Origin of the sequence: Belliella kenyensis, assembly GCF_022549675.1 — a bacterium.
In the GTDB taxonomy this organism is placed as follows: domain Bacteria; phylum Bacteroidota; class Bacteroidia; order Cytophagales; family Cyclobacteriaceae; genus Belliella; species Belliella kenyensis.
In genome coordinates, this window is record NZ_JAKZGR010000010.1 from 75,541 (window position 1) to 102,033 (window position 26,493).

Annotated in this window: 23 protein-coding genes; 11 read left to right on the forward strand and 12 right to left on the reverse strand. The window is 38.0% G+C overall.

The genetic code is table 11. The annotated features are described in order from the left end of the window. Positions 1 to 116: 116 nt before the first annotated feature. Positions 117 to 1,922 (forward strand): excinuclease ABC subunit UvrC, encoded by a 1,806-nt coding sequence (uvrC, locus tag MM214_RS11830; RefSeq protein ID WP_241295695.1) that lies wholly within the window; start codon positions 117 to 119, stop codon positions 1,920 to 1,922. A 21-nt stretch (positions 1,923 to 1,943) separates the two neighbouring features. Here uvrC and porN read toward each other — a convergent pair whose 3' ends face one another. From porN to MM214_RS11870, 8 genes are all read right to left on the reverse strand, one after another. After that, on the reverse strand, positions 1,944 to 2,756 hold the full coding sequence (gene porN / locus MM214_RS11835) for a type IX secretion system ring subunit PorN/GldN (RefSeq protein WP_241295697.1): 813 nt from the start codon (positions 2,754 to 2,756) through the stop codon (positions 1,944 to 1,946). Positions 2,757 to 2,786: 30 nt separating this feature from the next. Continuing rightward, positions 2,787 to 4,385, reverse strand: coding sequence for a type IX secretion system motor protein PorM/GldM (gene porM, locus MM214_RS11840; protein ID WP_241295699.1), 1,599 nt, complete (start codon positions 4,383 to 4,385; stop codon positions 2,787 to 2,789). A gap of 43 nt (positions 4,386 to 4,428) precedes the next feature. Beyond that, entirely contained in the window at positions 4,429 to 5,232 is an 804-nt protein-coding gene (gene porL, locus MM214_RS11845) for a type IX secretion system motor protein PorL/GldL (RefSeq protein ID WP_241295701.1), read from the reverse strand. Between the two features lie 42 nt (positions 5,233 to 5,274). Further along, on the reverse strand, positions 5,275 to 6,369 hold the full coding sequence (porK, locus tag MM214_RS11850; protein WP_241295703.1) for a T9SS ring complex lipoprotein PorK/GldK: 1,095 nt from the start codon (positions 6,367 to 6,369) through the stop codon (positions 5,275 to 5,277). A 116-nt stretch (positions 6,370 to 6,485) separates the two neighbouring features. After that, complete coding sequence (locus MM214_RS11855; protein WP_241295876.1) at positions 6,486 to 7,409, reverse strand: PorP/SprF family type IX secretion system membrane protein; 924 nt, start codon at positions 7,407 to 7,409, stop codon at positions 6,486 to 6,488. 125 nt (positions 7,410 to 7,534) lie between these two features. Next, on the reverse strand, positions 7,535 to 8,308 hold the full coding sequence (locus tag MM214_RS11860; protein WP_241295705.1) for a uroporphyrinogen-III synthase: 774 nt from the start codon (positions 8,306 to 8,308) through the stop codon (positions 7,535 to 7,537). Positions 8,309 to 8,343: 35 nt separating this feature from the next. After that, the gene (locus MM214_RS11865; protein ID WP_241295707.1) at positions 8,344 to 9,408 is read right to left on the reverse strand and encodes a DUF4271 domain-containing protein; all 1,065 of its coding nucleotides are present in this window, start codon (positions 9,406 to 9,408) and stop codon (positions 8,344 to 8,346) included. A 55-nt stretch (positions 9,409 to 9,463) separates the two neighbouring features. Further along, positions 9,464 to 11,185 carry a POTRA domain-containing protein gene (locus MM214_RS11870; RefSeq protein ID WP_241295709.1) on the reverse strand — a complete coding sequence of 574 codons (1,722 nt, stop codon included), beginning with the start codon at positions 11,183 to 11,185 and terminating at the stop codon, positions 9,464 to 9,466. A 101-nt stretch (positions 11,186 to 11,286) separates the two neighbouring features. On the opposite strand from MM214_RS11870, the gene hemW reads away from it, so the two are divergent. After that, entirely contained in the window at positions 11,287 to 12,411 is a 1,125-nt protein-coding gene (gene hemW, locus MM214_RS11875) for a radical SAM family heme chaperone HemW (protein ID WP_241295711.1), read from the forward strand. Between the two features lie 26 nt (positions 12,412 to 12,437). After that, entirely contained in the window at positions 12,438 to 12,752 is a 315-nt protein-coding gene (locus MM214_RS11880) for a DUF721 domain-containing protein (protein ID WP_241295713.1), read from the forward strand. Between the two features lie 16 nt (positions 12,753 to 12,768). Here MM214_RS11880 and MM214_RS11885 read toward each other — a convergent pair whose 3' ends face one another. Next, positions 12,769 to 13,485, reverse strand: coding sequence for a DUF4197 domain-containing protein (locus MM214_RS11885; RefSeq protein ID WP_241295715.1), 717 nt, complete (start codon positions 13,483 to 13,485; stop codon positions 12,769 to 12,771). Between the two features lie 98 nt (positions 13,486 to 13,583). On the opposite strand from MM214_RS11885, the gene MM214_RS11890 reads away from it, so the two are divergent. From MM214_RS11890 to MM214_RS11915, 6 genes are all read left to right on the forward strand, one after another. Continuing rightward, positions 13,584 to 15,656 (forward strand): GAF domain-containing SpoIIE family protein phosphatase, encoded by a 2,073-nt coding sequence (locus MM214_RS11890; protein WP_241295717.1) that lies wholly within the window; start codon positions 13,584 to 13,586, stop codon positions 15,654 to 15,656. A gap of 22 nt (positions 15,657 to 15,678) precedes the next feature. Continuing rightward, positions 15,679 to 16,011: an STAS domain-containing protein gene (locus MM214_RS11895; protein ID WP_241295719.1), complete on the forward strand. Its 333-nt coding sequence runs from the start codon at positions 15,679 to 15,681 to the stop codon at positions 16,009 to 16,011. Positions 16,012 to 16,013: 2 nt separating this feature from the next. Then, positions 16,014 to 16,430, forward strand: coding sequence for an ATP-binding protein (locus tag MM214_RS11900; protein ID WP_241295878.1), 417 nt, complete (start codon positions 16,014 to 16,016; stop codon positions 16,428 to 16,430). 91 nt (positions 16,431 to 16,521) lie between these two features. Continuing rightward, positions 16,522 to 18,528 carry a peptidylprolyl isomerase gene (locus MM214_RS11905; RefSeq protein WP_241295721.1) on the forward strand — a complete coding sequence of 669 codons (2,007 nt, stop codon included), beginning with the start codon at positions 16,522 to 16,524 and terminating at the stop codon, positions 18,526 to 18,528. After that, positions 18,512 to 19,387, forward strand: a complete 876-nt coding sequence (locus tag MM214_RS11910) for a peptidyl-prolyl cis-trans isomerase (protein WP_241295723.1) — start codon at positions 18,512 to 18,514, stop codon at positions 19,385 to 19,387. The genes MM214_RS11905 and MM214_RS11910 overlap by 17 nt, the downstream gene beginning before the upstream one ends. Next, positions 19,380 to 20,771: a peptidylprolyl isomerase gene (locus MM214_RS11915; RefSeq protein ID WP_241295725.1), complete on the forward strand. Its 1,392-nt coding sequence runs from the start codon at positions 19,380 to 19,382 to the stop codon at positions 20,769 to 20,771. Before MM214_RS11910 ends, MM214_RS11915 begins: the two co-directional genes overlap by 8 nt. A 141-nt stretch (positions 20,772 to 20,912) precedes the next feature. Here the strand turns inward: MM214_RS11915 and MM214_RS11920 are convergent, their stop codons facing one another. The 3 genes from MM214_RS11920 to MM214_RS11930 all read right to left on the reverse strand — a co-directional run bounded on the left by MM214_RS11920 (position 20,913) and on the right by MM214_RS11930 (position 24,377). Further along, positions 20,913 to 21,173, reverse strand: coding sequence for a DUF4834 family protein (locus tag MM214_RS11920; protein ID WP_241295727.1), 261 nt, complete (start codon positions 21,171 to 21,173; stop codon positions 20,913 to 20,915). A gap of 57 nt (positions 21,174 to 21,230) precedes the next feature. After that, on the reverse strand, positions 21,231 to 24,050 hold the full coding sequence (gene carB / locus MM214_RS11925) for a carbamoyl-phosphate synthase large subunit (protein ID WP_241295739.1): 2,820 nt from the start codon (positions 24,048 to 24,050) through the stop codon (positions 21,231 to 21,233). Positions 24,051 to 24,173: 123 nt separating this feature from the next. Next, positions 24,174 to 24,377, reverse strand: a complete 204-nt coding sequence (locus MM214_RS11930; protein WP_241295741.1) for a hypothetical protein — start codon at positions 24,375 to 24,377, stop codon at positions 24,174 to 24,176. Between the two features lie 284 nt (positions 24,378 to 24,661). On the opposite strand from MM214_RS11930, the gene MM214_RS11935 reads away from it, so the two are divergent. Both MM214_RS11935 and ribD read left to right on the forward strand, forming a co-directional pair. Then, on the forward strand, positions 24,662 to 25,453 hold the full coding sequence (locus MM214_RS11935; protein ID WP_241295743.1) for a DUF4382 domain-containing protein: 792 nt from the start codon (positions 24,662 to 24,664) through the stop codon (positions 25,451 to 25,453). A 9-nt stretch (positions 25,454 to 25,462) separates the two neighbouring features. Beyond that, complete coding sequence (gene ribD / locus MM214_RS11940) at positions 25,463 to 26,491, forward strand: bifunctional diaminohydroxyphosphoribosylaminopyrimidine deaminase/5-amino-6-(5-phosphoribosylamino)uracil reductase RibD (RefSeq protein WP_241295745.1); 1,029 nt, start codon at positions 25,463 to 25,465, stop codon at positions 26,489 to 26,491. Positions 26,492 to 26,493: the final 2 nt, after the last annotated feature.

Consider the following 26,493-nt stretch of genomic DNA (forward strand, 5'->3'; position numbering starts at 1 on the left):
ACATGGCAATTGGTTAATCAATTCTCCGATCAATGAGTGACCATGAGCTAATATCTTGAGAATCCTTGATCAATTAGGCAATCTTGATCAGCTCATTTTTTTATATTTGCAAAGACATGGAAGCATCCTTTTATTCACCAGAAGCATATTCACAACTGCCAGACGCCCCAGGTGTCTACAAATACTACAATGAAGATCAAGAGCTGATTTATGTAGGTAAAGCGAAGAGTCTCAAAAAACGTGTGGCTAGCTATTTTGTCAAGAATTCAGGAGTGAATTATAAGACCAGACGAATGGTAAAGGAGATTCGAAAGATAGAGATCACCCTAGTCAACTCTGAGCTTGATGCCCTACTTTTGGAAAACAACCTCATCAAAAAAGCTCACCCAAAGTACAATATTCTCCTTCGTGATGATAAGACATATCCATACTTATTGTTGACTCATGAGAATTTCCCTAGGATTTTTCCTACCAGAAAGATGATCAAAGGTAGAGGGACTTATTTTGGGCCTTTTGCCAGTGTCAAGGCTATGAACAATGTCTTAGACCTTATTCGTAATCTTTTCACTATCCGTACCTGCAAACTTGACCTGAGTCCTTACAAAATAGCAGAGCAGAAATATAAAGTTTGTTTAGAGTTCCATATAGGAAATTGTCTTGGCCCATGTGAGGGGCTGCAAGGAGAGCCTGCATATTTGCGCGATATTGAGCAGGCGAAACAAATATTGAAAGGAAATTTGGGAATACCCAAAGGCTTTTTTAAAACCAGGATGCAAGAGGCAGCTGAGCGTTACGAATTTGAGTTGGCTCAGCGGTTCAAGGATAAGTATGATCTATTAGAGAAGTATCAGGCCAAATCGATGGTAGTGAATCCAAGTATCAAGGACCTGGATGTGTTCACGATTGTGACAGATGAAAAGCTTGCCTTTGTAAATTATCTTAAGATCAAGAATGGCAGTATTCATCTTACCAAAACAGTGGAGCTAAAAAAGCGCCTGGATGAGTCGGAAGAGGAGATGCTCATTACCGCTATTATAAGACTTAGGGATCAATTCCAAAGTGAGTCACCAGAGATACTGATCAATCTTGAGCTAGAAGAGGAAATCGAAGGATTGAATATAGCAACCCCTAAAATCGGTGACAAAAAGCACCTGATAGATCTCTCATTGAAAAATGCCAAATTCTATAAAAAGGAAAAAGCGTTGGCACTAGGAGAAGTGCAGGATAAAAAGTCAAGGGTTCTCAAGCAGCTTCAAGCAGACCTTTCTTTGCAAGAGCTTCCAGATCATATCGAATGCTTTGATAACTCAAACATCCAAGGGACACATCCAGTGGCATCAATGGTTTGTTTTCTAAATGGTAAGCCTGCAGTAAAAGAGTATAGACACTACCATATCAAAACCGTAGAAGGTCCCAATGACTTTGCTTCAATGACCGAAGTGGTGGGAAGGCGCTACAAGCGGCTATTAGAAGAAAATAAGCCACTTCCTAAGCTGATCGTGATAGATGGTGGTAAGGGGCAATTGTCGTCTGCTGTAGAAGCTTTAAAGGAAATTGGGATTTATGGAAAAGTACCGATCATAGGTATTGCTAAGCGACTTGAAGAAATCTATTTCCCAGAAGACTCTTATCCTATTCACATCGATAAGAAATCTGAAGCCCTTAGACTTTTACAAAGAGTCAGAGATGAAGCACATAGGTTTGCCATTACATTTCACCGAGACATCAGAAGCAAAAATGCTATAGGCACACAGCTGACATCTATCGAAGGAATCGGAAATGAGACTGCTGATAAATTATTGAAGCACTTTAAGTCTGTCAAGAAAATCAAACTAGCCAGTATAGAAGAGATAGAGGCAGTGGTAGGCAAGCATAGAGCAGAAAAGGTCTATCAGGCTTTAAATGAAAAAAGCAGCGATTGAATTATCAACCGCTGCTTTTTTTTACCATTCCCAAAGAGAATTTTCCCAATCTAAGAGCTTGTATTCAAACTCCAATGCGTCCAAGAACGCCTGCAATTCAGGATTAGGATGACTTAGACTTACCATATCCACTATAAGTGCGTCATCTTTGTTGGCATATTTTCTCACTACTGATCTGAATAGCCTCAAATCAAAAGCTTGATCGTATCCAAGATCTTTTGAAGCATTTTGGAAATTGATCCATTTGGCCTCTGGATGATCTGTGAAATGATTGTAAAAATCTTTGAATCTAATAAATGCTACTGTTTTTTGACCTGCGTTGGCATTGGTCTCAGATGGCATTACAATCTCAAGGTACTTCACATCAAATTTAGTCTGAGAATGATGCTTATCAAACAAGAAGTCTTCTCTAAAATCTAGATAATAGAGGTTTTTCATGAAAATGCTGTCGCCATTGGCTGCCATCCAAAATCTATTTTGGAATTCAGCGATGGACATAGGCTTTGTAAATTGCTCATCTTCAAATACCTCTAATGCATTTTCTTCCACTACTGCTTTATAGATATTGGACATGATTCCATTAGATTTGGAATCTCCTGCACCATAAAGCGGTTGGTTGAATTTTTCCCTCAAATCTATTCTTCTCCACACTGCTATTTGATACATTTTATCATCTTCTCTTATCGGTCTGATGGAATAAACTGTGTCCTGCTTAAATTGCCTGTCGCCAGAACCTGATGGATTCATGCTTGTAGGCACTTGCGCCATCACATCGATTTGAACTACAAGGCCCAAAAGAATGATAAGACTTAATATTTTAGCATGTTTTTTCATATGCTTACAATTTGGCGCTTGAGCGCATGATTACTTTATTGCTATCCTTATGATCTGTGGAGATGACATAGGCATCTTCACTTTTCTTCCTTGGAAGTTTGTTCTAGTTACTTCTGTTACCCTTACGATAAGTTGATCACCACCTCTAGCTTGCTCTGCAAGATTTCTGATTCCGACTGTTTCTCCAGAGATATTTACTGACCCTCTTGGGACTTCACTCCTTACCAAAGTAACTTCACCGCCTGTTACTTCAAATTTAGCATCTCTTGCCATTGTTCTTGCGAAGGTAGGTTCTGCTTCTGCTCTGATCAAGATACTTTGAATCGGAGCGATACCTTGACTCAAGTCTATCGGTCCAGAGCTAGTAGCTGGAACTATAGTTGGCATAGGTACTGGTTTGATATCATATGATACATCTCCGATTCTATTGCCACCACTACTTACTCCAATGACTGTTTTCCCTGATGAGCCTGGAATGATCGTCACTTGTCCAGGCTTAGCGCCTTGTATAGCTTGACCATTTTGCACCGCAAATGAAGGGGCATAGCTGTTGCCAAGAGCTGGTACATCTATCATCAAGTCATTAGCACAGTCAGCATAAAGCTGATTCACAACCTCAGAGGTAACTCTTATCACAGGTTGTGCTACGAAGTATTCATATTCTATAGGGAGAACTTGATCTTCTCCTCCCACATTAGTAATGATCTCTCCTTTCAAAACCCTTCGTGATAGACCTCTATCATCATATTGTCCTGGAGTCGCTGTAAACTCAATCTTACCGAATCCCTCAGATACTGGAACATCTTTGCCATCTAACAGCATACGGGGAGCATCAGAGGACGAACTTGAAGCAATAAACATATCTGCTTCGAACTTTGTACCTGCTGCAACTACATTTGATAAGGCCGAGATTCTTGCCTGAACAATATCTGCTTTGTAAAAGAACGAACCAATCGTATTTGCAATTGCATTCAATGCTTCACTTTCTACATTGAGCACTTCATTCTGAAATTGAGAAATCAATGTCAATACAGCTCCTATAGGAGACTTTACAAATGTCAAATTCACGAAGTCCTTTGATCTTACATCAGGATCATTCTTGAAAAGATCAATTTCGCTGGCATCTTTGGCGATAGGCTGAAAGTTCATGTCTATCCCAACTTCTCGAAGCAATGCAGATATTTCTTGTGGATATTTGTTGAGTGCATCTTGCATCTCATATCCTTTTCTGTTGTTATTGAAGATATTGCCTGGAATGTCTACGTTCTTCAGTGCAGAAGTTTTGAATTGTCCTTGATCATCTTTTGCATTGGATTGCGTGATCAATTCTTGTTTCATGGACTCCAAGTATGTGAATATCTCAGCAGATTTTTTTCTAATATCTTGAGCTACTTTTACTTTAGGGACATCTTTTTCATTATTCCCTTGTTGTTCTACTGTCCCAGCTATAGAATTTACTGCGGATTCATTTTTTTGGATGAAATTTCTTGAAGTTCTTTCAAGACCATCATTGATCAATACAAATTTTTGTAGGATTTGATTAGATACCTGTAGTGCCAACAATGCAGTCAGCACGAGATACATCATCCCGATCATCCGCTGTCTAGGTGTCTCTTTACCTCCGGCCATATTATTTCTCTAAAAGATTAAACATTTTTATACAAAATGGGGCTTAACCTTTCATGGCTGATAGCATACCACCATAGATTTTGTTTAGTGAACTTACGTTCGAGTTTAGTTTTGCTAATTCATTCTTGAAAGCTTCAGTTTCTTTTCCAGCTTCATTCAATCCTTCAAGTGCAGAAGTCATGTTAGCATAGAACTTGTTCAAAGTTTTCACGTGAGCGTTAGCATCTTGAAGCTCCATTTCGTAAACATTATTTAGAGCAGCAAGATTTTTGGTTACTGTGACTACCTGAGCGTGGTATTCTTTCGCATCAGTGGATGCATTTGACATTTCTGTAAGCGCAGCGGCAGTTTTTCCATAAGACTGATTGATATCGACCAATGTCCTAGATGCTGATTTTACATTTTCGGCATATTCATTGGTGGCAACAGCAGCGTCTGATAATTTCCCCATTTTCTCAGCTGAAGTAGCTAGGTTTTGGATTCCTTTACCTAAGCTTTCTATCAGTTCTGGTCCAATTTTAGCTTTTTCAAGCATTTCATCAAGTTGTTGGGTAGCGCTTGGTCCAGTAGCTACTCTTGCTGCTGGTCGTCTTTCCACAGGCTCCGCTCCAGCTAGTTCCGGGTATACTTTTGACCAGTCTAGTTCTTCATGCTGAGGTTCAAACGCTGAAAGAAAAAATATCACCGCTTCTGTAGATAGACCAACTCCAATCATCAAGCTGGCAAATGGCCAATCTAGAATTTTGAACATTGCCCCTAAAATAACTACTGCGGCTCCAATACCGTAAATTTTTGGCATGATAGTGCCATAAAACTTATACTTGAATGATTGTTTATTCTTTTCCATTTTTATTAAAAGTGAAATGTAAGGGATTAAGTTGTTGTGTTTTTATCTTTGTCTTCTTCTGTTGTTATTTACCTCCATAGATCCTGATCTTCCAATGAAGGTCATGGTGGTTCTAAATCCAATATGTGCAGTTTTTACATCTTGATACTCGTAGGTTCTGGTACTCGTCTCCAAGTAATGGGCGATATCTTTCCATGATCCACCTCTTACCACTTTTCTAGACTCTCCTTCTTTCTTGTATACAGGATCCAAATCCCAAGTCAAAGCTGTCCCTACTTCACTATAGTCATCCAAAACCCACTCAGAAACGTTTCCTGCCATATTGTATAATCCAAAACCATTAGGAGCGTATACATCCACTGGAGCTGTGTAGGAAAAGCCATCGTCGATGTAATTACCCCTGCCAGGCTTAAAGTTTGCCATTAGACAGCCTCTTTTGTTTTTGAGGTAAGGTCCACCCCAAGGATATTTTGCAACATCTTTTCCTCCTTTGGCAGCATATTCCCATTCTGCTTCAGAAGGAAGTCTGAATGGAGGCATTTCGAAGTTGGACTTATCATTGGCATTCATGTGATATGTTCTCCATTGACAATACATATTGGCTTGTTCCCAACTCACGCCTACTACAGGATAATTGTCAAATGCAGGGTGGTCAAAATAAAATTCCATCAATGGATCTCCGTAGTGATAAGAAAAGCTCGTATTCCAAACTGTAGTATCTGGAAGTACTTCATTCAGGTTGAATTGAGGAGGATCTTTGAGTGTAGTGGGTGTGGAGTAGGAATATTCGCCTAACCTCACAGCTTCGACAAATTGCCTATACTTATTATTTGACACTTCATATTTGTCCATATAGAACTCTGAAATGGTTACTTGCCTGTTGAAAGCTGACTGGGTGATTCCAATATCCTCATCTGCTTGTCCCATCCAAAATGTACCCGCTTTCACAGCTACCATGTCTATGGGCAAGTTTTGTTGCCAGCCTACTCGCTTAGCCACACCAGTTACTTCCCCGCGCCTGTTATCTTTTTCACTTGCAGTCCCCTTTTTTCCAAAAAGGCCACAACCCTGTAATAACGAGGCTATTAAAACCAACGTGAGTAGGGGGAAAAACCTTGAAATCATTTTTTTACACATAAATGACAGTAATTAAGTTATATAAATAACTATTTATTTTTTATCACAACGAAAGCGAAATTTAATGGAAAATTTAGCAAAAACACTAATCATTAATCAAATTTTCAACTTTTTGTTTAAAACCTATAGCGTGGTGTCCTTTGGATTACACGCTGAAAATCTCTCGATACTTGAGGTAGGTTGTACCTCAGCATAAACTCATGACTGGTAGGAGACTTGGCCTCTAGTCCGCCCACTACCAAATCAAATGCATAACCTATCTTCAAAGAGTTGTCTCTTAAAACACTATATCCCACTAAAAGTGAAACAGCTTCTTCTCCTCTATATGCCAAACCTGCACTAACCTTTTGATTGTGTGTGGCTATAACGCTCAAGTCATATGAAAAATTATTGAACGATACGGTTTTTAATAGAAAACTAGGTTCAAACGTCCAGAAAGCAAAAGTCCTAATTCTATAACCTGCGTTGAGATAGCTATGGTTAAGTAAAGGGTTTGCAATGGCTCCATCTCCAAAGTCAAAACTTGGCTCATTGATATTTCGGGTGCTCAATCCTACATAAAATTTGCCTTGGTCGTATATCGCTCCACCACCAAAGTTTAAGTTCATTTGTGTTTCTCTTCCACCTGCAGGAACCGAAGGGTCGGGGTTCACAAGATTCAATTCATCGTATTTCAGTGTGCTTGAAAACATGCCTCCCGATGCTCCGATACTCAATGTACCTCTTCTTAGTCTAAAATGGTATGCCAAAGAAAGATTGACTTCCTGATTGTTCGTAGCACCTATGTTATCGTTCACAAAATTCAATCCATACCCGATGTTGGTATTTGCTACTGATCCAGATGCTGTTAATAATTGAGTGATCGGTGCGGGACCGTTAGCTCCAGAGTAATTGGCCCATTGTGTTCTGTGCAAAGCAGAAAATTGGTAACCTTTTTCTTTTCCTGCAAAAGCTGGATTGTAAAAAAGACCATTGTACATGTATTGAGTAAACTTTGCGTCTTGCTGAGCAAATAGTGATGAGCTATAAAAAGCAACCATCGCAAAAAATGGTAAAAATCTAAGTGTGATGTTTTTCTGATTACCCATGTATTGACAAGATTTTCTTTTTCAGAATCTATTCTACACATTTAAACTGAAAAACACCACAAATGATTGAAAAGAAATCATAAATTATTCGCCTTTTTGATATAAAGTTCGAGTGCACCTGTCATACTTGGAGCATTTGGCATAGGAGCTTCTATATCAAGTATTAGATCCTGCTCTCTCACAGCCTCTGCTGTAGTAGGTCCAAATGCTGCAATCCTTGTATTATTTTGTTTGAAGTCAGGGAAATTAGTCATTAATGACTTGATGCCAGATGGACTGAAAAATGCCAGTATGTCGTATTTAATGTCTTTCAGATCTGATAAGTCAGCAGCCACAGTATGATAGATGATTGCTTCAGTGTATTCTATGTTGCTCTTGGATAGATATGCTGGTATTTCGTCTTTTCTAATATCCGAGCAAGGGAAAAGATATTTTTCAGATTTGTGCTTTTTGAAGTAATCAAATAGATCCGATGCAGTTTTTGAGCCGACGAATAATTTTCGCTTCCTAATTACTATGTATTTTTGAAGATAATGTGCTGTTTGATCTGAGATACAAAAATATTTCATATCTGCTGGCATTTCTATTTTGAGCTCCTTGCAGATGGTAAAAAAGTGATCTATTGCATTTCTACTTGTGAAAATAATGGCAGTATGCTTCAAAATCTCTATCTTCTGCTTTCTAAAATCTTTAATAGATACAGGCTCTACCTGAATAAAAGGCCTAAAGTCTATTTTAAGATTGTATTTTTCTGCCAACATAAAGTAAGGAGATCGCTCGTCACTAGGCTTAGGTTGGGAGACTAATATGCTTTTTACTGGATTGAATCTGTCTTTGGTAGATTTACTCATTTTTGCTTTTCTATTTTAAATCTATTCTGAACACGCTACCCTATGATGAACTTTGAAATTATCAAAAAAGGCACTAATTCCGCGGTGCAAATGTAAGCAAATAAATGATAATTATTAAATGATACCTTATTCATCATTATGAGCATCAAAAAGAAAACTCCAATGATATATGCCCAAAATGCAATATATAATGAGTATTGCAGGACTGAATTCATGCTTTCTGGTGAGTTTAGTGCTACCAATGTTATTATTAATGTCAAAACCAATAATAAAATCGATACAATTCTCAACAAATAAAAGAAGTGTGAGAACTCTTTTTTACCTAAATCATAGACGAAAGTGATGAATTTGATAAACAAAAATTTCAAAATCGTAGCAACAAAAAGCAAAAGTGTAATTACTAACCAGTAGAAAAACAATTCGTTAGGTTTTCCTTCAATCGTAAACTGTAAGGATTTGCTCCATCCAGTTTCCTTGATGCCTACCATCATGACCAATGCCAATAGCAAGTTGATGATAAGTATGAAAAATATAATGTCTAAAGTGAAGAATTTTTGCAAGGCATTGCTCTCAGAAAAATCCTCCGCAGTGAACAAGGACTGAGGATCTACAATATATTTCAATACCAATGGATATATCAATTTGTACAAGGCTACCAATAGCATGATCACCATCAAAGCAGTGAAATAAAAATCATAAAATGAACTGACCTTTCTTTCTTCTAAGCTATTTTCTACAATATCAAGTGAATGGACTTCGGATGATTTGGCAAAGAACCCTTTTCTGATGACGACCTCATCTTTGGTAATGCCCTTCCTTAGGATAGAAATTTTTGCTTTATCCTTTAACTCAAATTTATCTAAGAACGATTTTAAAGGATAGCTAAATACTGTGTCGCTTTCTACTTGAAACCATAAAACGTCACCTACGAATATGGTAGATCCTTTTGGAAATCCAAACTGAAAGCTTGAGGATGGGAATTGACTTAGCTCTAAGTCTACCGCTATCACATCCGAAGAACTAAACCAACCCGATTGGCGATCATAAGTAAGGAGTTTGTCATAATTTTCTAGCACTTGACCTTCAGCCAATTTTATCATGCCCAGCATCATGATTATTAAAAATGAAAATCGAAAATATTGCTTCATACTACTTTTAAAACCTTCCTGTATAACCAAAGTGAATTTTGGATAAATTCAGACTAAAATCTTGTCCGTTTGCTCTTCCTATTGCATAAATGAAATTGAAAATGCCATTGCCTGTTTCTAAACTGAAACCCAGTCCAGTAGCTAATGGGAAATCAGTATCAAGCCTCTGAACACGATTCTCTAGCCTCCCTCCATTGGCAAAAATCATAAAATATGAGTAGGTATCAAAATAGAATCTAGGTTCTATGTTGAAATACACGTATTTGTTAGCAAAAAAGTAGTTTTCATTGAAGCCTCTTAGACTCCTCAACCCTCCAATACGATAGAGATCATTCACAAGTAAATTTTTATTTTCCATCATACCAGAAGATAATGACATCATCACTCCCCATTGAGACCTGAGATAGAAATGTTTTTCAATATCGCCTTTTACATAGTATTGAATCGTCCTTAAATCTATACCTTCATAGACTCTTGGGGGTAATCCAGTATTTTCTAAAATATTCTTGTTGCCTATCGCAAATTCGACTTGTCCGATTAGTCCTCGCCTTGGAAAAAAAATATCGTCTAGTAGTGTGAGTTGATATCGAATGCCGTAATTGTTGAATCTAAAATCTGCTAATTCTGGTAAAGATTCGGAGTTTTGAAAAGCAAAGGTTGCTAGAAGATCTCCTGATTGTCTACGACTAAAGAAATTTAAGTAATGATCACTTGCGATTCTGTAGCCAAAATCAACCCTGAAGTCTCTATTTAGAAATGTGGTATCCTCTTTTAGAAGGGAAAAGCTGGCCCCCATATCGATATTAGAACCTAATATCATAGGCTCTAGAGCCGATATTTTTAGATTTTGAGTATACTGACTCAGTCTTTGCCAGTTAAGCGTGTAGTTTCTACCTCTCCCTCCTACATTATATAGACTAAGATCGAATTGCCCCGTGACCAATAATTTGTTTTCTTCAATTTCATTTGGTAAAAAACCCACAATTCCATCTATGGTATTCACCTTCCTATCACTGATCGGCAAATAAACAGTAGCCTCTTGATTTTGAAAACTGATCTCGGGCTCAGCTGTCCACCTTACATAAGGTAGATTTCTTACCTGACGTACTGCTTGGTTTACCTTTGCTTGGGAGAATGCTTCACCAGGTACTATTTGTAAATAATTTGCTAAATATTTACTTTTTGTCTTTGAGTTTCCAGTGATCTTCAGGGTATCAAAGGTGATTTTTGGACCAAGGTCTAAGTTCAGCGACCCTTTAAATGCTGAATTTTCCCTTTCTAAGCTATCAAGTTTGATTGATGCAAAAGGGAAGCCGTTGTTCTCAGCCACTGTAAGGATATTTTCAAAAAGCCTAGCTACTGCTGGATATTGAATGTTTTTATTGTCAAATGATCGAGAATCATATCCAGCTTTCGATAGAATTTGGTCTGGAATATTTCCTTTTTTTAAACTTATCCATGTGAATTTCTCCCCAGAGTTTACTTTTATATGCAAAGTGTCGGATTTTATTTGATCGTAGATTAAAGATGCTGTAAGGTATCCCTCTGCATGAAGTTTTGATAAAAAAGTCTGAACCTCAGATATATGGTTTTTGCTGTTTTGAATCGAAATCACTCCGTGAAGCTGTGCTGTACCCTGTACTTGATAAGCTACATAATTTATTTTTTCCTGAGCCTGACAAAGGTGGATTAAGTAGAAATACAGCAATAGACCCGAGATATACTTCATCTTTTTACTAGATGATATTTACAATTGAATTTTAAAATTAAGGGAGTTTTTGATACTTCTTCGCATCTCAGCTATCTTTATCCATTCAAAACAAAAAATCTTTGGCTGGTATTTACATTCATATTCCTTATTGCAAGCAAGCTTGTCATTATTGTGATTTCCATTTTAGTACTAATCTGTCATATATGGATGATATGGTGAGAATGATCAACATGGAGCTGATCCAGAGAGTTGATTATCTTCCAGCAGGACAGTCTATCCATACGATTTACTTTGGAGGTGGCACGCCATCACTGCTTTCGACAAAGCATTTGGAATCAATATTGGGTACTATAGCCAAGCACTATAAGATAGATTTGCTAGAGCTTACGATTGAGACGAACCCTGATGATCTGAAGAAAGAGAAGTTGCTAGCATTGAAGTCTATTGGTTTTGATCGTATGAGTATTGGAATCCAAAGTTTTCAAGAAGAGATCTTGGAGTTTTACAATCGAGCCCACACTGCAGAAGAATCTCTGAATGCTATTGACTTGGCCAAAGAAGCTGGTTTCCAAAAGTTGTCTATAGACTTGATCTATGGTTTCCCGAGTGCAACTCACAATAGCTGGGAGAAGGATTTATCACAAGCATTGCTTCTTGATCCTGGCCATATTAGCTCATATTGTCTGACGGTAGAGCCTAAGACGGCTCTGGGGACATGGGTAGAAAAGGGGAAATTTGAACCAGCCACAGATGAGTTTGCAGCTATTCAGTTTGAAATGATGCTGGAAAAGTTGACCGCATCAGGATATATTCAATATGAAATCTCCAATTTTGGAAAGGAAGGTAATTTTGCTGTCCACAACACCAATTATTGGAAGGGAGTGCCCTATCTTGGTATCGGTCCAAGTGCCCATTCATTTGATGGGAGTAATCGTGGAGCAAATGTATCTAGCAATCATGCCTATATCACAGCTATCAAATCTGGAAGAGGAGCTTTTGCAGTAGAAGAAATGAACGAAGAAGATCTGCTCAATGAATATATCCTGACTGGTCTTAGAACTATCTGGGGGGTAGACCTTAGGTTGTTGATGCTGAAGTACAAGGTAGATTTACTGTCGTTGAAAAAGGACATGGTTGACCAGCTTGAAAGAGAAGGGATGATTCATATCGAAAGCCAAGCTCTAACACTTACAAAAAAGGGTCGGCTACTTGCGGATAGCATAGCATCAGCATTATTTATATAGACAAAAAGGAGTAACTTTGAGCATAGATGGAAAAGTATAGAGATAACTCAGGAAGAAAAAAGGAGACGGCCCCACTTCAGGAAGCTTTTGAAGAATTGCTCAAAACTTACAGGTTGAAGGATAAATATGATGAAAGGCTTTTGATACAAGCTTGGCCAGAGATGATGGGAAAGACGGTGGCTAGTAGGACTACATCAGTGTATATCAAGGATAAAAAGCTTTTCGTAAAAGTGACTTCGGGAGCTATAAAAAATGAAATGTCAATGAATAAGTCAAAAATTATAGACATCATTGAGCAGAAGTTTGGAAAAGGTGTGATTACAGAATTAGTTTTCTTGTAATCACACCCAATGGAATTTAATCTTGGGCACTGAACACCCTTCTCATCAAAGCGGTAGTCCTAGAGACTGGATCTTTTCGGATATTAAGCTCTTCCTCAGCGATCAATTTAAATAATCCATCAATTGCACGATTGGTAACATAAGCATTCAGGTCTGGATCGATTTTTCTATTGGTAAGAGGGATAGCATTGTAAGTATTTGCTATGTCTCCATAAAATTTTGTTGCTCCCACTTCATTTAGTGATTCCTGAATTCTTGGCTGAAATAGTTCAATCAGTTGATTTTCAGTGGTTCTTCTCAGAAATTGAGTGGCAGCATCTTGGTCTCCTCTCAATATACTGAATGCATCCTGGATAGTGAGTTGCCTGATGGCACTGATGAAAATAGGTTTTGCTTCTTTAGCTGCCATTTCAGCACCTCTATTGATCGCCAAAAGAGCTCTGTCTACCTCAGCACCAAGCCCTACCTGTCTAAGGGTCGATTCCACTCTTCTTGCATCTTCTGGGAGTAGAATTTTGATTAGCTCATTTTTGAAAAACCCATCCACCATTGATGCTTGGTCTGCTCCCTTACTAATCCCTTGTATCAAGGCTTCCTTGAGCCCTGCGGATACTTCAGGTTGAGTCAATCCCCCTTGACCAGCGGATTGAAGTACGCGATTGATGTCTGCTGCGGTACATGATGTTGCCAAAATCAGCACAATGATCGAAAAACGTAAAGTAAATTTTTTCATGAATTTTTTTAGATTTTTAAAACAATTTTGTTGAAAGCATCGAGTTTCTATCAGGAAGTTTGCATTGTATTGTGTATTATTGTACCCTACTATAGAAAATGCTCAAGCTCCCGAACTTAAATATCGGCAAGATAAGTCTTTTGGTCGCAATAATGACCTGGCTAGCCCTACTTTTTGTCGATATTACAAGACTTTTCGGCAAAATTAATCAATTAGATTCTTCAATTGCTCCAGAAATTTCCTATATTTTACAAATTATTTTTTTTATCATGGTGTACCTCTTTTTTCACCATTCTATCCAAAAGAGTGAAAAAAGCAACTTCTTAGACCTGATTTGGCGTGGTGCAAGTACTGGTTTATTGGCTACTGTTGTATCCCTATTGATTTCCCTTTTTTATTATATGTTGGGAGATAGCAGGCTTGCTTCTGACCCAATTTTGAAAAACGTGTTTTATCATATAGATTTTGGGTTCATTACGCTTTTTCTTGTCTCTTGTACCTTACTGTGGAAGCATCTGATCCTTTATCAGAAAAACAAGCGAATAGTCAATCAATGGCAAGGTTTTGAGGTTGGTTTATTGATTAGTATGTTTTTTGTTTTCTTTAATCAAAACTCCTTAGATTATAGCTTTCTCTTTGGGCTTGGAGTATTGGTGATATTTGGAATCTCTCTCTCTGTGAATCTCAAGTGGATACCCTATCTTACTTTCAAAGAGAAATGGAAATCGATTTTATACTTGGTAGTTATTCTTATCTCCTCTTCATATCTTTTTATACAGATTCTATCCTATAGTTCTAGCTTAACCCCATACCTGAATTTGACAGATAATTTGTTTTTGCTAGCACTTTTCGCTTTTGTATTTATCTATTCACTTTTTAGTTTCTTAGTAACACTCTTCAACTTGCCCACCTCATCTGTTTTTGAGCAAAAACTCGTAGAAGCGATCAATTTCCAGCGTCTCAGTCAGTCCATAAAACCAGGGCAAAATGAAAATCAAGTGCTAGATATTCTCATGGATTCTTGCATGAGTGCAGCATATGTAGATGCGGCGTGGATGGAAATTTTGGATGTGAAAGGAAACAGAAATGTCATTCATCAAAGATTTATAGGAAATAAAGAAAGGAAAGAGCTTCAGAAATTAATAGAAGAAACAAAGCCATTTTCTGATTTCATTTGGGACAGTAAATTAAACGACAGCAAGACATTCATAGGCAAGCTGACTGATTTCAAATACAAGTCGGCTATGATCATACCATTGGTGATTCACAAAAAAACCTTGGGTAAAATATATCTTGTCAAAGAGGTAAAAGATGGATTCAATAAAGAAATGACCAATATCATTGCAACATTTGTAGGTCAAGCATGTATCTCCGTAGAAAACTATAGACTCCTCAATGAGGCATTGAAAAATGAAAGGTACAAAGAAGAGTTACAAATTGCACAGAGAGTCCAAAGAAGCTTACTACCATCCAAGCTACATCATGATGATTCCTTCCAAATCCATGGATTCTCTGAGGCAGCAGATGAAGTTGGGGGAGATTACTACGAAACACAAGCATTGGGTGAAGGGAAATATGCCATCATCATAGGAGATGTCTCGGGCAAGGGTACTTCAGCAGCCTTTAATATGTCTCAAATGAAAGGTGTATTTCATAGTTTAGTACAATTGAATCCTAGCCCAAGTGAATTTTTGATCAAAGCTAATTCGGCGTTGAGCCACTGCTTGGAGAGGAATCATTTTATCACCACATCTTACTATGTCCTTGATACTGTTGCTCAAGAGATTACTTATTCAAGGGCAGGTCACTGTCCCACGTTATTTTTCAAAGCTAAAGAAAATGCGTCGGAGTATCTGAGCATCGATGGGATGGGTCTGGGTGTATTGAGGAGTAAGTTATATGAAAAGTATGTGCATCAAAAAGTCGTCTCTTATGAGCCAGGGGATATTATGATATTATTCACGGACGGTATCATAGAAGCCAAGAATCAATCAGGTGAGGAGTTTGGATACGAAAGATTGAAAAAGTCCGTAAATGGTAGTCATGAGTTGACAGCAAGTCAAATCCAACAGAAGATTATAGAAGATATGTATGAGTTCATAGGATCATCATCTTTGCCCGATGATGACTACTCACTTCTGGTAATAAAGTTTTTACAGAAACCTCAGTAACCCTAACAGCGTATAATACAACATGCTTAAGATCGAAACAACACACGATTCCAATTTTACAACACTGCATTTGATAGGTGAAGTGGATGCGAGTAATTCCATAGAGCTTGACGAGCAGATCACTGGATTGGTGGAAAGCGGTGCGAAAAAAATACTCGTAGACGGTACGAAGCTAGAGTATATTTCATCAGCAGGTCTTGGAGTCTTTATGTCCTACATTGAGGACTTTCAGGAAAATGAGATTTCATTGGTCATTTATGGACTCAATGAAAGAGTATATCAAGTATTTAGAATTTTGGGCTTAGACCAGTTGATAAAAATCAAGTCCGACAAAGAAGAAGCATTGCGAGTATGATAATGAAGCACGAGCTCAAACTATATTGTGACACTACGAGGCTTGCGGATTTAAGGAAATTTTTGAATGACATTCTTCAAAACACTTCTCTTTCCGATATCGAACAGCACCAAGTTACATTGGCAGTGGATGAGGTATGCGCCAATCTGATCATTCATTCTCATGGATGCAATGCCAAAGAATTTATCAAGGTAGAAGTAGAAAAAGAAAATGGTATCTTAAAGATAGAAATCGTAGATCGTGGTGAAGGATTTAATATAATAGAGTATAAAGAGCCTGAAATTTCTCATGTAAAAGCTACCAAAAGGAAAGGTGGTCTGGGCATAATTTTAGTCAAAAGAATTATGGATAGAATCGAATTCGAAAAAATAGGAACTCAAAACACTTGTAGACTTTTTAAGATTCTAAAATCCAAATAATTGTTAATTTCTCATTCTTTATGCTGTTCAGCCGAATAATTGTACTTTTAAATTTGTAACATTGCAGTAGAATTTTCGGCAAGCTATAAATATGAATTTCAAATATTTCTACTTATACATACTGGTTGTAGCATTTTCTTGTAGTCCCAAAACTACCATGAAGTCTGAAGACAACATGTCAAATGCTCCAGTCTCCTTGATGACAATAGGTAATGAGGAAGTATATGCAGATGAATTTTTGCATATTATTTCCAAAAATCGCTCATTTTTAGAAAAAGAAGGGACGATTTCAAAAGCTGATTTTGAAGAAAATTTTGATCTTTTTGTCAATTTCAAACTTAAAGTAAAAGAAGCTGAAAATAGGGGGCTTCATCAAACAGAGGAGTTTGATAGAGAGTTTTCTATGTTTAAAGAAGACCTGATAAAGCCTTACTTGATCAAAAACTCCTTGCAGGAAGGTGAATTGATGAAAGCCTATAATAGGATGCAGGAAATAGTCAAAGCTAGCCACATCCTTCTTCAATTTCCTACAAATGCCACTAGAGAAGACACCATCGCTGTCTATAGAATGGCTCAAAAGCTCAAGAATCAAGCTGATGAAGGAGAGGATTTTAATGAATTGGCTTTTGTACATTCAGAAGATCCTTCTGCTAAGGAGAACAAAGGCAATCTAGGCTATTTTACAGCACTCCAAATGGTTCATCAATTTGAGGATGCGACCTATGGATTGAAAATCGGAGAGGTGTCCGACCCTATTCTTACCGACTACGGCTATCATATCATCAGACTGGAAGATAGAAAACCAAATCCAGGAGAGATCAGAGTATCACATATTTTGATTAGATCACAATCTTCTGACCCTGTTACTGAAGAGCGTATTCTAAGAAAAGTCTCAGAAATCTACCAAGAACTTCAGAAGCCCGAGAGTGTGTGGGAGGAAGTGTGTGCGCAATATTCAGAAGACCAAGGAACCAGAAATACTGGGGGACTTCTTCCATTTATTGGTATCGGTTCAGTTATACCTGAGTTTGAGAGGGTGGCTTTTAGCTTGAATGAGATAGGTGAAATCTCGCCTCCTGCCAAGACGCCATATGGTTATCATATAATTAGGTTAGAAGAGAAAAGACCTCTTCCTCCATTCGAAGAGATGGAGGCTCTGATCAAATCCAAGATTTTAAGAGATAGTAGATCTTCATTGATTCAGTCTCAGGTTGCTTCCATCCAAAAAGCAAGGTATCAATTCTCTGAAAACGAGACTCTTGTTGATAGTTTGGAGACGTTGTTTGATAAAAATTCAAGGAATGAAGCTATTGAAAAAGTAAATAATGCTCAGCTTAATGATCGCATTATATTTTCAGCTGGAGGTGTAGATAGGACAGTTCAAGACCTACTTGATTACATGCTGACAAGTGGTCAGATAGTTAGAGTAGGGAATAAGAATTTATTGACGGCTTGGTATGAAAAGTATGTTGAAAATATGCTCAATCAGGCTGAGGAAAATGACCTTGCTTCTAATAACAAAGAATATCAATTGACACTAAAGGAATACAGGGATGGTATTATGCTATTTACCTTGATGAATGAAAACGTCTGGCAGAAAGCTCTTGAAGATAGCCTAGGTCAGGTGGATTTCTATGAAAAGCACAAAGATAGGTATCAATGGAAGGAAAGAACTGAGGCCATCATAGTGAAGATGACCAAGGATGAGTTCACTCCATCTGTGAGACGATTCTTGTCAGACAAAAAGTATCAAGACAATTTGGTGAATAGATTGGAAAACACTTTCCTAAATGACAATCCCCTTGCATTTACAATCGATAAGGATGTATTTGAAATGGAATCACATCCAATCTTGAGTCGTGCTATTGCCAATAAAGCATTTCAAGAAGTCAAAGCAAATAATGCTATATACTTTGTCTTGTTAGGAAATAAATTACCGCCTGGAAACAAAAAATTTGAAGAGACTAGAGGCAAAGTTATACAAGATTTTCAAGAGTACTTAGACCAAAGCTTATTAGATACCTTGAAGTCGAATTATACTGTCAGGATAAACGAAGAAGAAAAAAACAGAGTTTACGAGCTTGTTACAAAAAAATAAAATTCTACCTGTATTGATCATTAGTTTGTCGCTAAGTGCCTGTGACTTTTTTAAGTTCAAGACAGTCACTGAAGAGGACTTGGATGATCAAATTGTAGCGACAGTTGGAAACCAAAAGCTGAAAAGATCTGAGTTGAAGTTTTTGACCTTTCAAGGGAATGATGTACAAGATAGTATGAACATTTCAAGGAAGTATATTCAAAATTGGGTTCAAAAACAGCTGATGATCAAAGAGGCTGGAAAGTCTATGGCTTTTGATGAAGCAGAACTCAATCGTAAATTACTAGACTATAGATATGCCTTGATGGTATATGAATATGAAAAATCTTACGTTGAATCTCACAGTATTGATGAGATCAATACAGAAGATATCCTTGCATACTATGAGAGCCACAAAGAGAATTTCAACTTAAAGGAAATCATAGTTCGAGCTAATTATTTCAAATTGGAGAAAAACTCCAATCAGAAGCGAAACCTAGAAAGGTTGCTGAACAGAAATGCCGAAGATCCGTCTGATTTGAAGCAATTTGCTTTGGATCATGCAGATAATTATTACTTGGAAGATTCTACTTGGGTAATATTTGATGAGATCATCGTAGGCACCCCAATTAGTGATAATAATAACAAAGTTCAGCTTTTAAGAAATAATAAGTTAATTAAAGCAGAAGACGATACCTTTACATATTATTTCAAGATTTTGGAATATAAATTGCAAGACCAAGTTCCACCAGTTGAATTTGTAAAGGATGAAATTTCAGCTATACTAAGAAATAAGAAAAGATTGGAGCTTGTAGAAAAGCTTCAAAAGGAAATTTATACTAGAGCAGAGGAAAATAATGAGTTTAAAATATATGAGTAAAGCAAATAAGTTTCTTTCTATCACTTCATGTCTGATGGTACTTGTGGGTGTTGTTTTTGCCCAGGAGGAAGAAAAGAAACCCACCACTACCACACCCGCAACGGGTCAAGTGATCGACCGAATTGTAGCAAAAGTAAATAACTACATTTTGCTAGAATCTGATGTTCAAAAAACCTATTTGGAGGCGATTTCAAATTCACAGCAAGGTTTCGAAGCTCCTTCACGTTGTGATATTTTTGAATCACTCTTGATCAATAAACTTATGGTGGCCAAAGCAGAGATAGATTCAGTAATAGTAAGTGATGCAGAGGTGATGCTTCAAGCCGATCAGAGATTCAGTATGATTATGTCCCAGTTCGGTGGAGACGAATCTACTTTGGTGGAGGTCTATGGAAAAACAAGTGATCAACTAAAATCTGAAATCAACGATGCCCTGAGAGAACAAATGATCGTTCAACGTATGCAAGGAAAGATCACAGAAGGTCTCACTGTCTCTCCCGCAGAAGTAAGAAGGTTCTTCAATTCTATTCACAGGGATTCACTTCCTTTTTTCTCAGCTGAAGTTACCGTAGGGCAAATTGTGAGAAAACCACAAGTGAATGAAAAGGCAAAAACAGAGGTTGCAAATTTCCTTTCAGGTTTAAAAAAACAAATCAATGATGGTACTTCTGACTTCGCTACATTAGCAAAAGAGTATTCGCAAGATCCAGGATCGGCTATACAAGGAGGTGAGCTTGGATTCTTCAGAAGAGGGGAACTTGCACCCGAATTTGAAGCTACAGCTCTCGGACTTAGACCAGGAGAGATATCTGATCCAGTAGAAACTATGTTTGGATTTCACATGATCCAATTGTTAGAAAGAAGAGGAAATACTTTTAATACTAGACATATTTTGATAAAACCTCAACCAAGTGAAGAGGATATCAAAAAAACGGAAAGGTATTTGGATAGTTTGAGAACTGTGATTTTAGATAAGAAGATAGATTTTGCAAAAGCCGCCAAAGAATATTCTGAAGATAGAGAGACTTCTGATAATGGAGGCTTCTTTGCAGACCAAGGATCTGGATCTAATAGGCTAACATTAAGGACTCTTGAAGACCCAGTGCTTTACTTTACCATTGATTCTATGAAAGTAGGTGGGATTACTACTCCGATGAGATTCGAGGATCCGCGAGAAGGTACTAAGGTGAGGATATTGTATTACAAAGACAGATATCCAGCACATAGAGCAAATCTCAACGATGATTTTGAAAAGCTCAAAGCTGCTACAAGAAGAAAGAAGGAAGACGATATATTGAGCAGGTGGTTTCTTACAGCCAAAGAAGATGTTTTTATTGATATCGATCCAGCTTACGACCGCTGCAATGTCCTTCAAGACAACTAAGTTTGGAAGGTCATTGAAAGTCAAATAAAAAAAAGCCGACTGATTTTTCAGTCGGCTTTTTTTTGCCCTTGCATAGGAGATAGGAGACTTGAAAGCTTGTTACTCTACAGATCCAGAAACTTTTGAAAATCAATTCAATAATCAGTCTTTTACTTCTTCAAAGTCTACATACTCACCACCTTTTAATTGGTCTTTCTGCTTGCTTTTTTTGAAGTTATCTGGCACATGATCTACTCGCACCTCCCCAGTTTTGTTGTGTTGATGATAATGACCCTGCTGCTGATCTCTAGCAGCTTGATTTACTTGCTGTACAAACTTAGCCAGCTTAGTCCTTAAAAAGAACCTCATGAGTTGTATCAGCAACCAGCCAATTCCTAAAGTGATTACAATAAACTTAACCAAACCTTCAATATTTATTACCCTAAGCTAGTATTCTAGCCTAGGGTATGTTTTAAATTTTTATCTACTTAGATATAGATTTCTTTCAGCATAGATTTTCAAAAAGAAATCGTCCATCAGATCTTCTATAAAATAAATCGCCTCTCCAGTAGATTTCATTTCAGGTCCAAGCTGCTTGTTTACATTTGGGAATTTATGAAATGAGAATACAGGGACTTTTATCGCATATCCATTTTTTGTGGGGTTGAAATTGAAGTCTGTGACTTTTTTCTCACCTAGCATTACCTTCGTAGCATAATTGACATAAGGTTCTTGATATGCTTTACAGATAAAAGGAACGGTTCTCGAGGCTCTAGGGTTCGCTTCTATGATATAAACTTTATCATTTTTTATTGCAAACTGGATATTAATCAGTCCTTTAGTTTTGAGAGCCAAAGCGATTTTTTTGGTGTACGTTTCGATCTGTCTGATCACCAAGTCTCCCAAATTGTAGGGAGGTAGCACAGCATAAGAATCACCTGAGTGGATTCCAGCTGGCTCGATATGCTGCATGATGCCTATGATATAGACATTTTCTCCATCACATATTGCATCAGCTTCTGCTTCGATCGCTCCTTCTAGGAAGTGATCTAGGAGGATCTCGTTGTTTGGTATATCTCGAAGTACGTTGACTACATGCTCTTCAAGCTCTTTCTCATTGATGACGATTTTCATTCCTTGACCTCCTAGCACATATGATGGCCTTACCAAAAGTGGAAATCCAATCGTCTTACAAAGTTCAAGTGCTTCATCAGTATTGTGAATGGTACCAAACTCCGGATACGGAACATCATTATCTTTGAGTAAGGTAGAGAACCTACCTCTGTCTTCTGCCAAATCCAATGCCTCAAAGCTGGTACCTATGATTTTGATACCATATTTATCAAGCTTTTCAGCTAGTTTCAACGCAGTCTGTCCACCTAACTGAACGATGACGCCTTCTGGTTTCTCTTGAAGAATGATCTCGTAGATGTGCTCCCAGAATACTGGTTCGAAGTATAGCTTGTCAGAAATGTCGAAATCTGTCGATACAGTCTCTGGATTACAGTTGATCATGATAGTTTCATAACCACACTCTTTGGCGGCAAGTACGCCATGTACACAAGAGTAATCGAATTCAATGCCTTGACCTACCCTGTTTGGACCAGAGCCTAATACGACCACTTTCTTCTTATTTGAAGCTTCTGACTCATTTTCTTCTCCAAAGGTAGAATAATAGTAGGGAGTTTGCGCTTCAAATTCAGCTGCGCATGTGTCTACCAACTTGTAGACTCTTTTGATATTCATTTCTGAATACCTCTTATCAAATACCTCACTTTCCAAGCATCCTAGCATATGAGCTAGTTGTCGGTCAGCATAGCCTTTGCGCTTTGCAGTTGACATCAGGTCTTGAGGAATTGTGTCAAGTTCATATTTTTCAATCTCACGCTCAAGATGGATCAGTTCCTCGATTTGTTTCAGGAACCACTTATCGATTTTAGTAAGATCATGAATCGTTCGGAAGGATATGCCTAGCTTGAATGCATCATACACGTGAAAAAGTCTGTCCCAGCTTGGGTTTGCTAGACTGTATAATATTTCTTCTTGGTTTTTGAGCTCTTTGCCATCTGCACCAAGTCCATTTCTTTTGATTTCAAGTGATTGACAAGCTTTTTGAAGCGCTTCTTGGAAGTTGCCTCCTATACCCATCACTTCACCTACAGCTTTCATTGAAAGACCAAGTCTTTTGTCAGAACCTTTGAATTTATCAAAATTCCATCTTGGTATCTTTACGATCACATAGTCTATTGAAGGTTCAAAAAATGCTGAGGTGGTTCCAGTGATGGAGTTAGTCAATTCATCCAAGTTGTAACCTATAGCGAGTTTTGCTGCTACTTTGGCAATAGGATATCCCGTGGCTTTGGAAGCCAAAGCTGATGATCTCGATACCCTTGGATTGATTTCTATACCAATGATGTCTTTATTGTCAGGACTTACAGAAAACTGCACATTGCATCCTCCAGCGAAGTTTCCAATGCTATTCATCATGGTGATAGCATGATTTCTCATTCTTTGATACACCGTGTCGGGTAAAGTCATGGCAGGAGCCACTGTGATAGAATCACCCGTATGGACACCCATTGGGTCAAAGTTCTCTATAGAACAGATCACAATCATGTTCCCGATATTGTCCCGCATCACTTCCAGCTCGTATTCTTTCCATCCAAGAATACTCTGCTCGATCAATACTTCATGGACTGGAGAAGCTTCTAGTCCTGCCATGAGCAGCCTTTCGAAGTCTTCTTCTTTTTCTACAAATGCGCCACCTGCTCCACCAAGCGTGTAAGATGCTCTGATGATCAGAGGGAAGCCAATTTCTTGAGCAATTTCTTTTCCTTGCAAAAAGGAAGTAGCAGTATCACCCTTACACACTCCAACGCCAATTTTTTCCATCAATGCCTTGAACTTTTCTCTGTTCTCCGCAGTCTCTATCGCATCAATATCCACTCCGATCATTCTGACGCCAAACTTTTTCCATATTCCTGCAACTTCACAGTCTATGGCAAGATTCAGTGCTGTCTGACCACCCATTGTTGGCAATACACAATCTATGGTTGGGTTTTCTTTGAGGATTTGAATGATTGATTTCTTTTCGAGTGGGAGCAAGTACACGTTGTCTGCTGTCACTGGATCAGTCATGATCGTGGCGGGATTGGAATTGATCAATGTGACGATGATTCCTTCTTCTCTGAGAGATCTTGCTGCTTGAGATCCAGAATAATCAAATTCACATGCTTGGCCAATTACAATAGGGCCTGATCCGATGATGAGGACGTGCTTGATACTACTATCCTTAGGCATTATAAGTGAGGGTTTAAGAGGTGTAAAATACTTATGGCTAAATTGGTGCAAATTTAGACAAATATTTTTAAGTACCCCGAATCAATCCAAAAAAAGGACGAGAAATTCAACCATGCATCTAATTTACCTTAAGAAACCCATGGCTTTTACTTCTTTGTAAATATGCTCTATGTCTTCAGGAATTTGGTTTTTGAGCAACCAGTTTACATCAAGGGCACTGTGTATTGCAGTATGCATCAGTTTAGGATTGTCCGCTACTGTTTCTCCTAGCTGGTGAAGCTGGTCGTGGAATTCTAGTCTATAGTCAGGGTGAAATTTTTTTATCAAGAGCAAAACCTTATAAATTCTTTTGAAAATGCCATTTTTTATTGATTTTGATAATGAATAACTAGTGACTAAATTATAAAATTCTAAATATTCAAAAAAATAGCGATTACCCAATAATACAAATTATCCATGAATATCGTATGCCTTTCATTATCAATGCCAAGTTAGGATTCTTATGGTATGGATTGCTTACAAAGTTCCAAATACTCAATTTTCTAAAGCCTCTGTCCAATCCTTCCATTAGATTCATCGGTGGTTTTATAATCTTTTCCTAAATTTAGGACGTGAAAAAATACTGCATATTATTATTGCTACTACCATTCCTGAATTCTTGTACTTCTGATCAAGAAAGGACCAGGTCGCTGGTGAATGTTTTCTTAGTAGATGCGCCAGCAGATATTGATGCCTTATGGGTTGAGGTTCTTGGTGTGGAATTACAAACGGCCACTTTCGGAGACAATGCAAATGGGGAAAGTCAATACTTTCCTTATGAAGCGGGAAATAAAAGGGTAGACATTGCTCAGCTTGTAGGTGATCAAGAGCTACTTATAGGAAGAGGGGAAGTCAATTCTGGAACTTTGCAAAAGCTTACTTTGCGACTAGGTGCTGAAAAGTATGTAATGAAAAATGGTGTAAGAACAAACTTGACACTTAATTCGGAGCAAGAAGAAGGCTTGAGTATAGATGTAGATTTTACTTTGAGGCCAGGTATTTCTCATGATATCTATATTGATTTTGATATTTTAAATTCACTGAGGCAAAACGGGACTTCTGGATTCACTTTTAGCCCGAAGTTGAGAGCTTTTTCTAAAGCGAATACTGGAAATATATCAGGAGTCTTGCGACCAAGTGGACAGAATGCATACCTATACGCAGTGCAGCAAAGAGATACGATTTCCACGGGTGTTAATTTTAGAGGAAATGGGACTTTCAGGTTCAAAGGTCTGGAAGGGACCTACACCGTATTTGTGATACCCAAAAATAATTCCTTTCTAGCCGACACCATACGTACGGTCATCGTGCAAAGCCAACAAACCACAGATTTGGGAACTATTACCTTGAGACCAAGAGAGTAAAGGAAGATTATGGAAAAGCATCACTTCTATATGCGTCGGGCATTGGATCTTGCGCATCTTGGCATGGGGTCAGTTAGTCCCAATCCCATGGTGGGCTGTGTAATAGTATGTGAAGGTCAGATCATAGCTGAAGGGTACCATGAGTACTACGGTGGTCCTCATGCTGAGCCTAATGCAATAGCCAAAGTAGATGATCCTGAGTTGCTTAAAAAGTCTACGGTCTATGTGACTTTAGAGCCATGTGCTCATTTTGGTAAAACCCCACCTTGTGCAAATCTTCTCGTGGACAAAGGAGTAAAAAAGGTAGTCATAGGCGCTGTAGATACCAATCCTCTAGTCGGGGGTAAAGGTATTGCTATCCTGAGAAATGCGGGAATAGAAGTGATACATGGGATACTAGAGCCTGAAGTTCGCTTACAAAACCGTCGCTTTTTTACCTTTATGGAACAAAAGAGACCTTACATTACGCTCAAATGGGCGCAAAGTATCGATGGTTTTGTAGCTAGAGAGAACTTTGATTCCAAATGGATCAGCAATCAATACAGTCGTCAGCTTGTTCATCGCTGGAGAACAGAAGAGGACGCAATCATGGTAGGTACCAATACCGCAAGATATGATAACCCAAAGCTGAATGTCCGAGATTGGGATGGAAATAATCCTATCAGGATCGTTGTGGATCGGATGCTACAGTTGGATAAAGGTTTGGCACTCTTTGATCAACAGCAACCTACAATTTGTTTCAATATTGTTGAAGATGCTGTTTTTGAAAATTTGGAGTATGTCAAACTTGAACCTGATTTTCAAGTTGCAGACATATTCAAAGTGCTTTATGAGAGGAAAATACAATCTGTATTGATAGAAGGAGGTACTTTTTTACTCAATAAAATCATAGAAGCCGAACTTTGGGATGAGGCGCGAGTGTTTACAGGACAAGTTCATTTTAATAAAGGAATACCAGCTCCAAAAATCAATGGTGTGAGGAAAGATCGACTGGATGTGATGGGAGATACCCTTGAGCTTTGGATAAGAAAACGATAAAA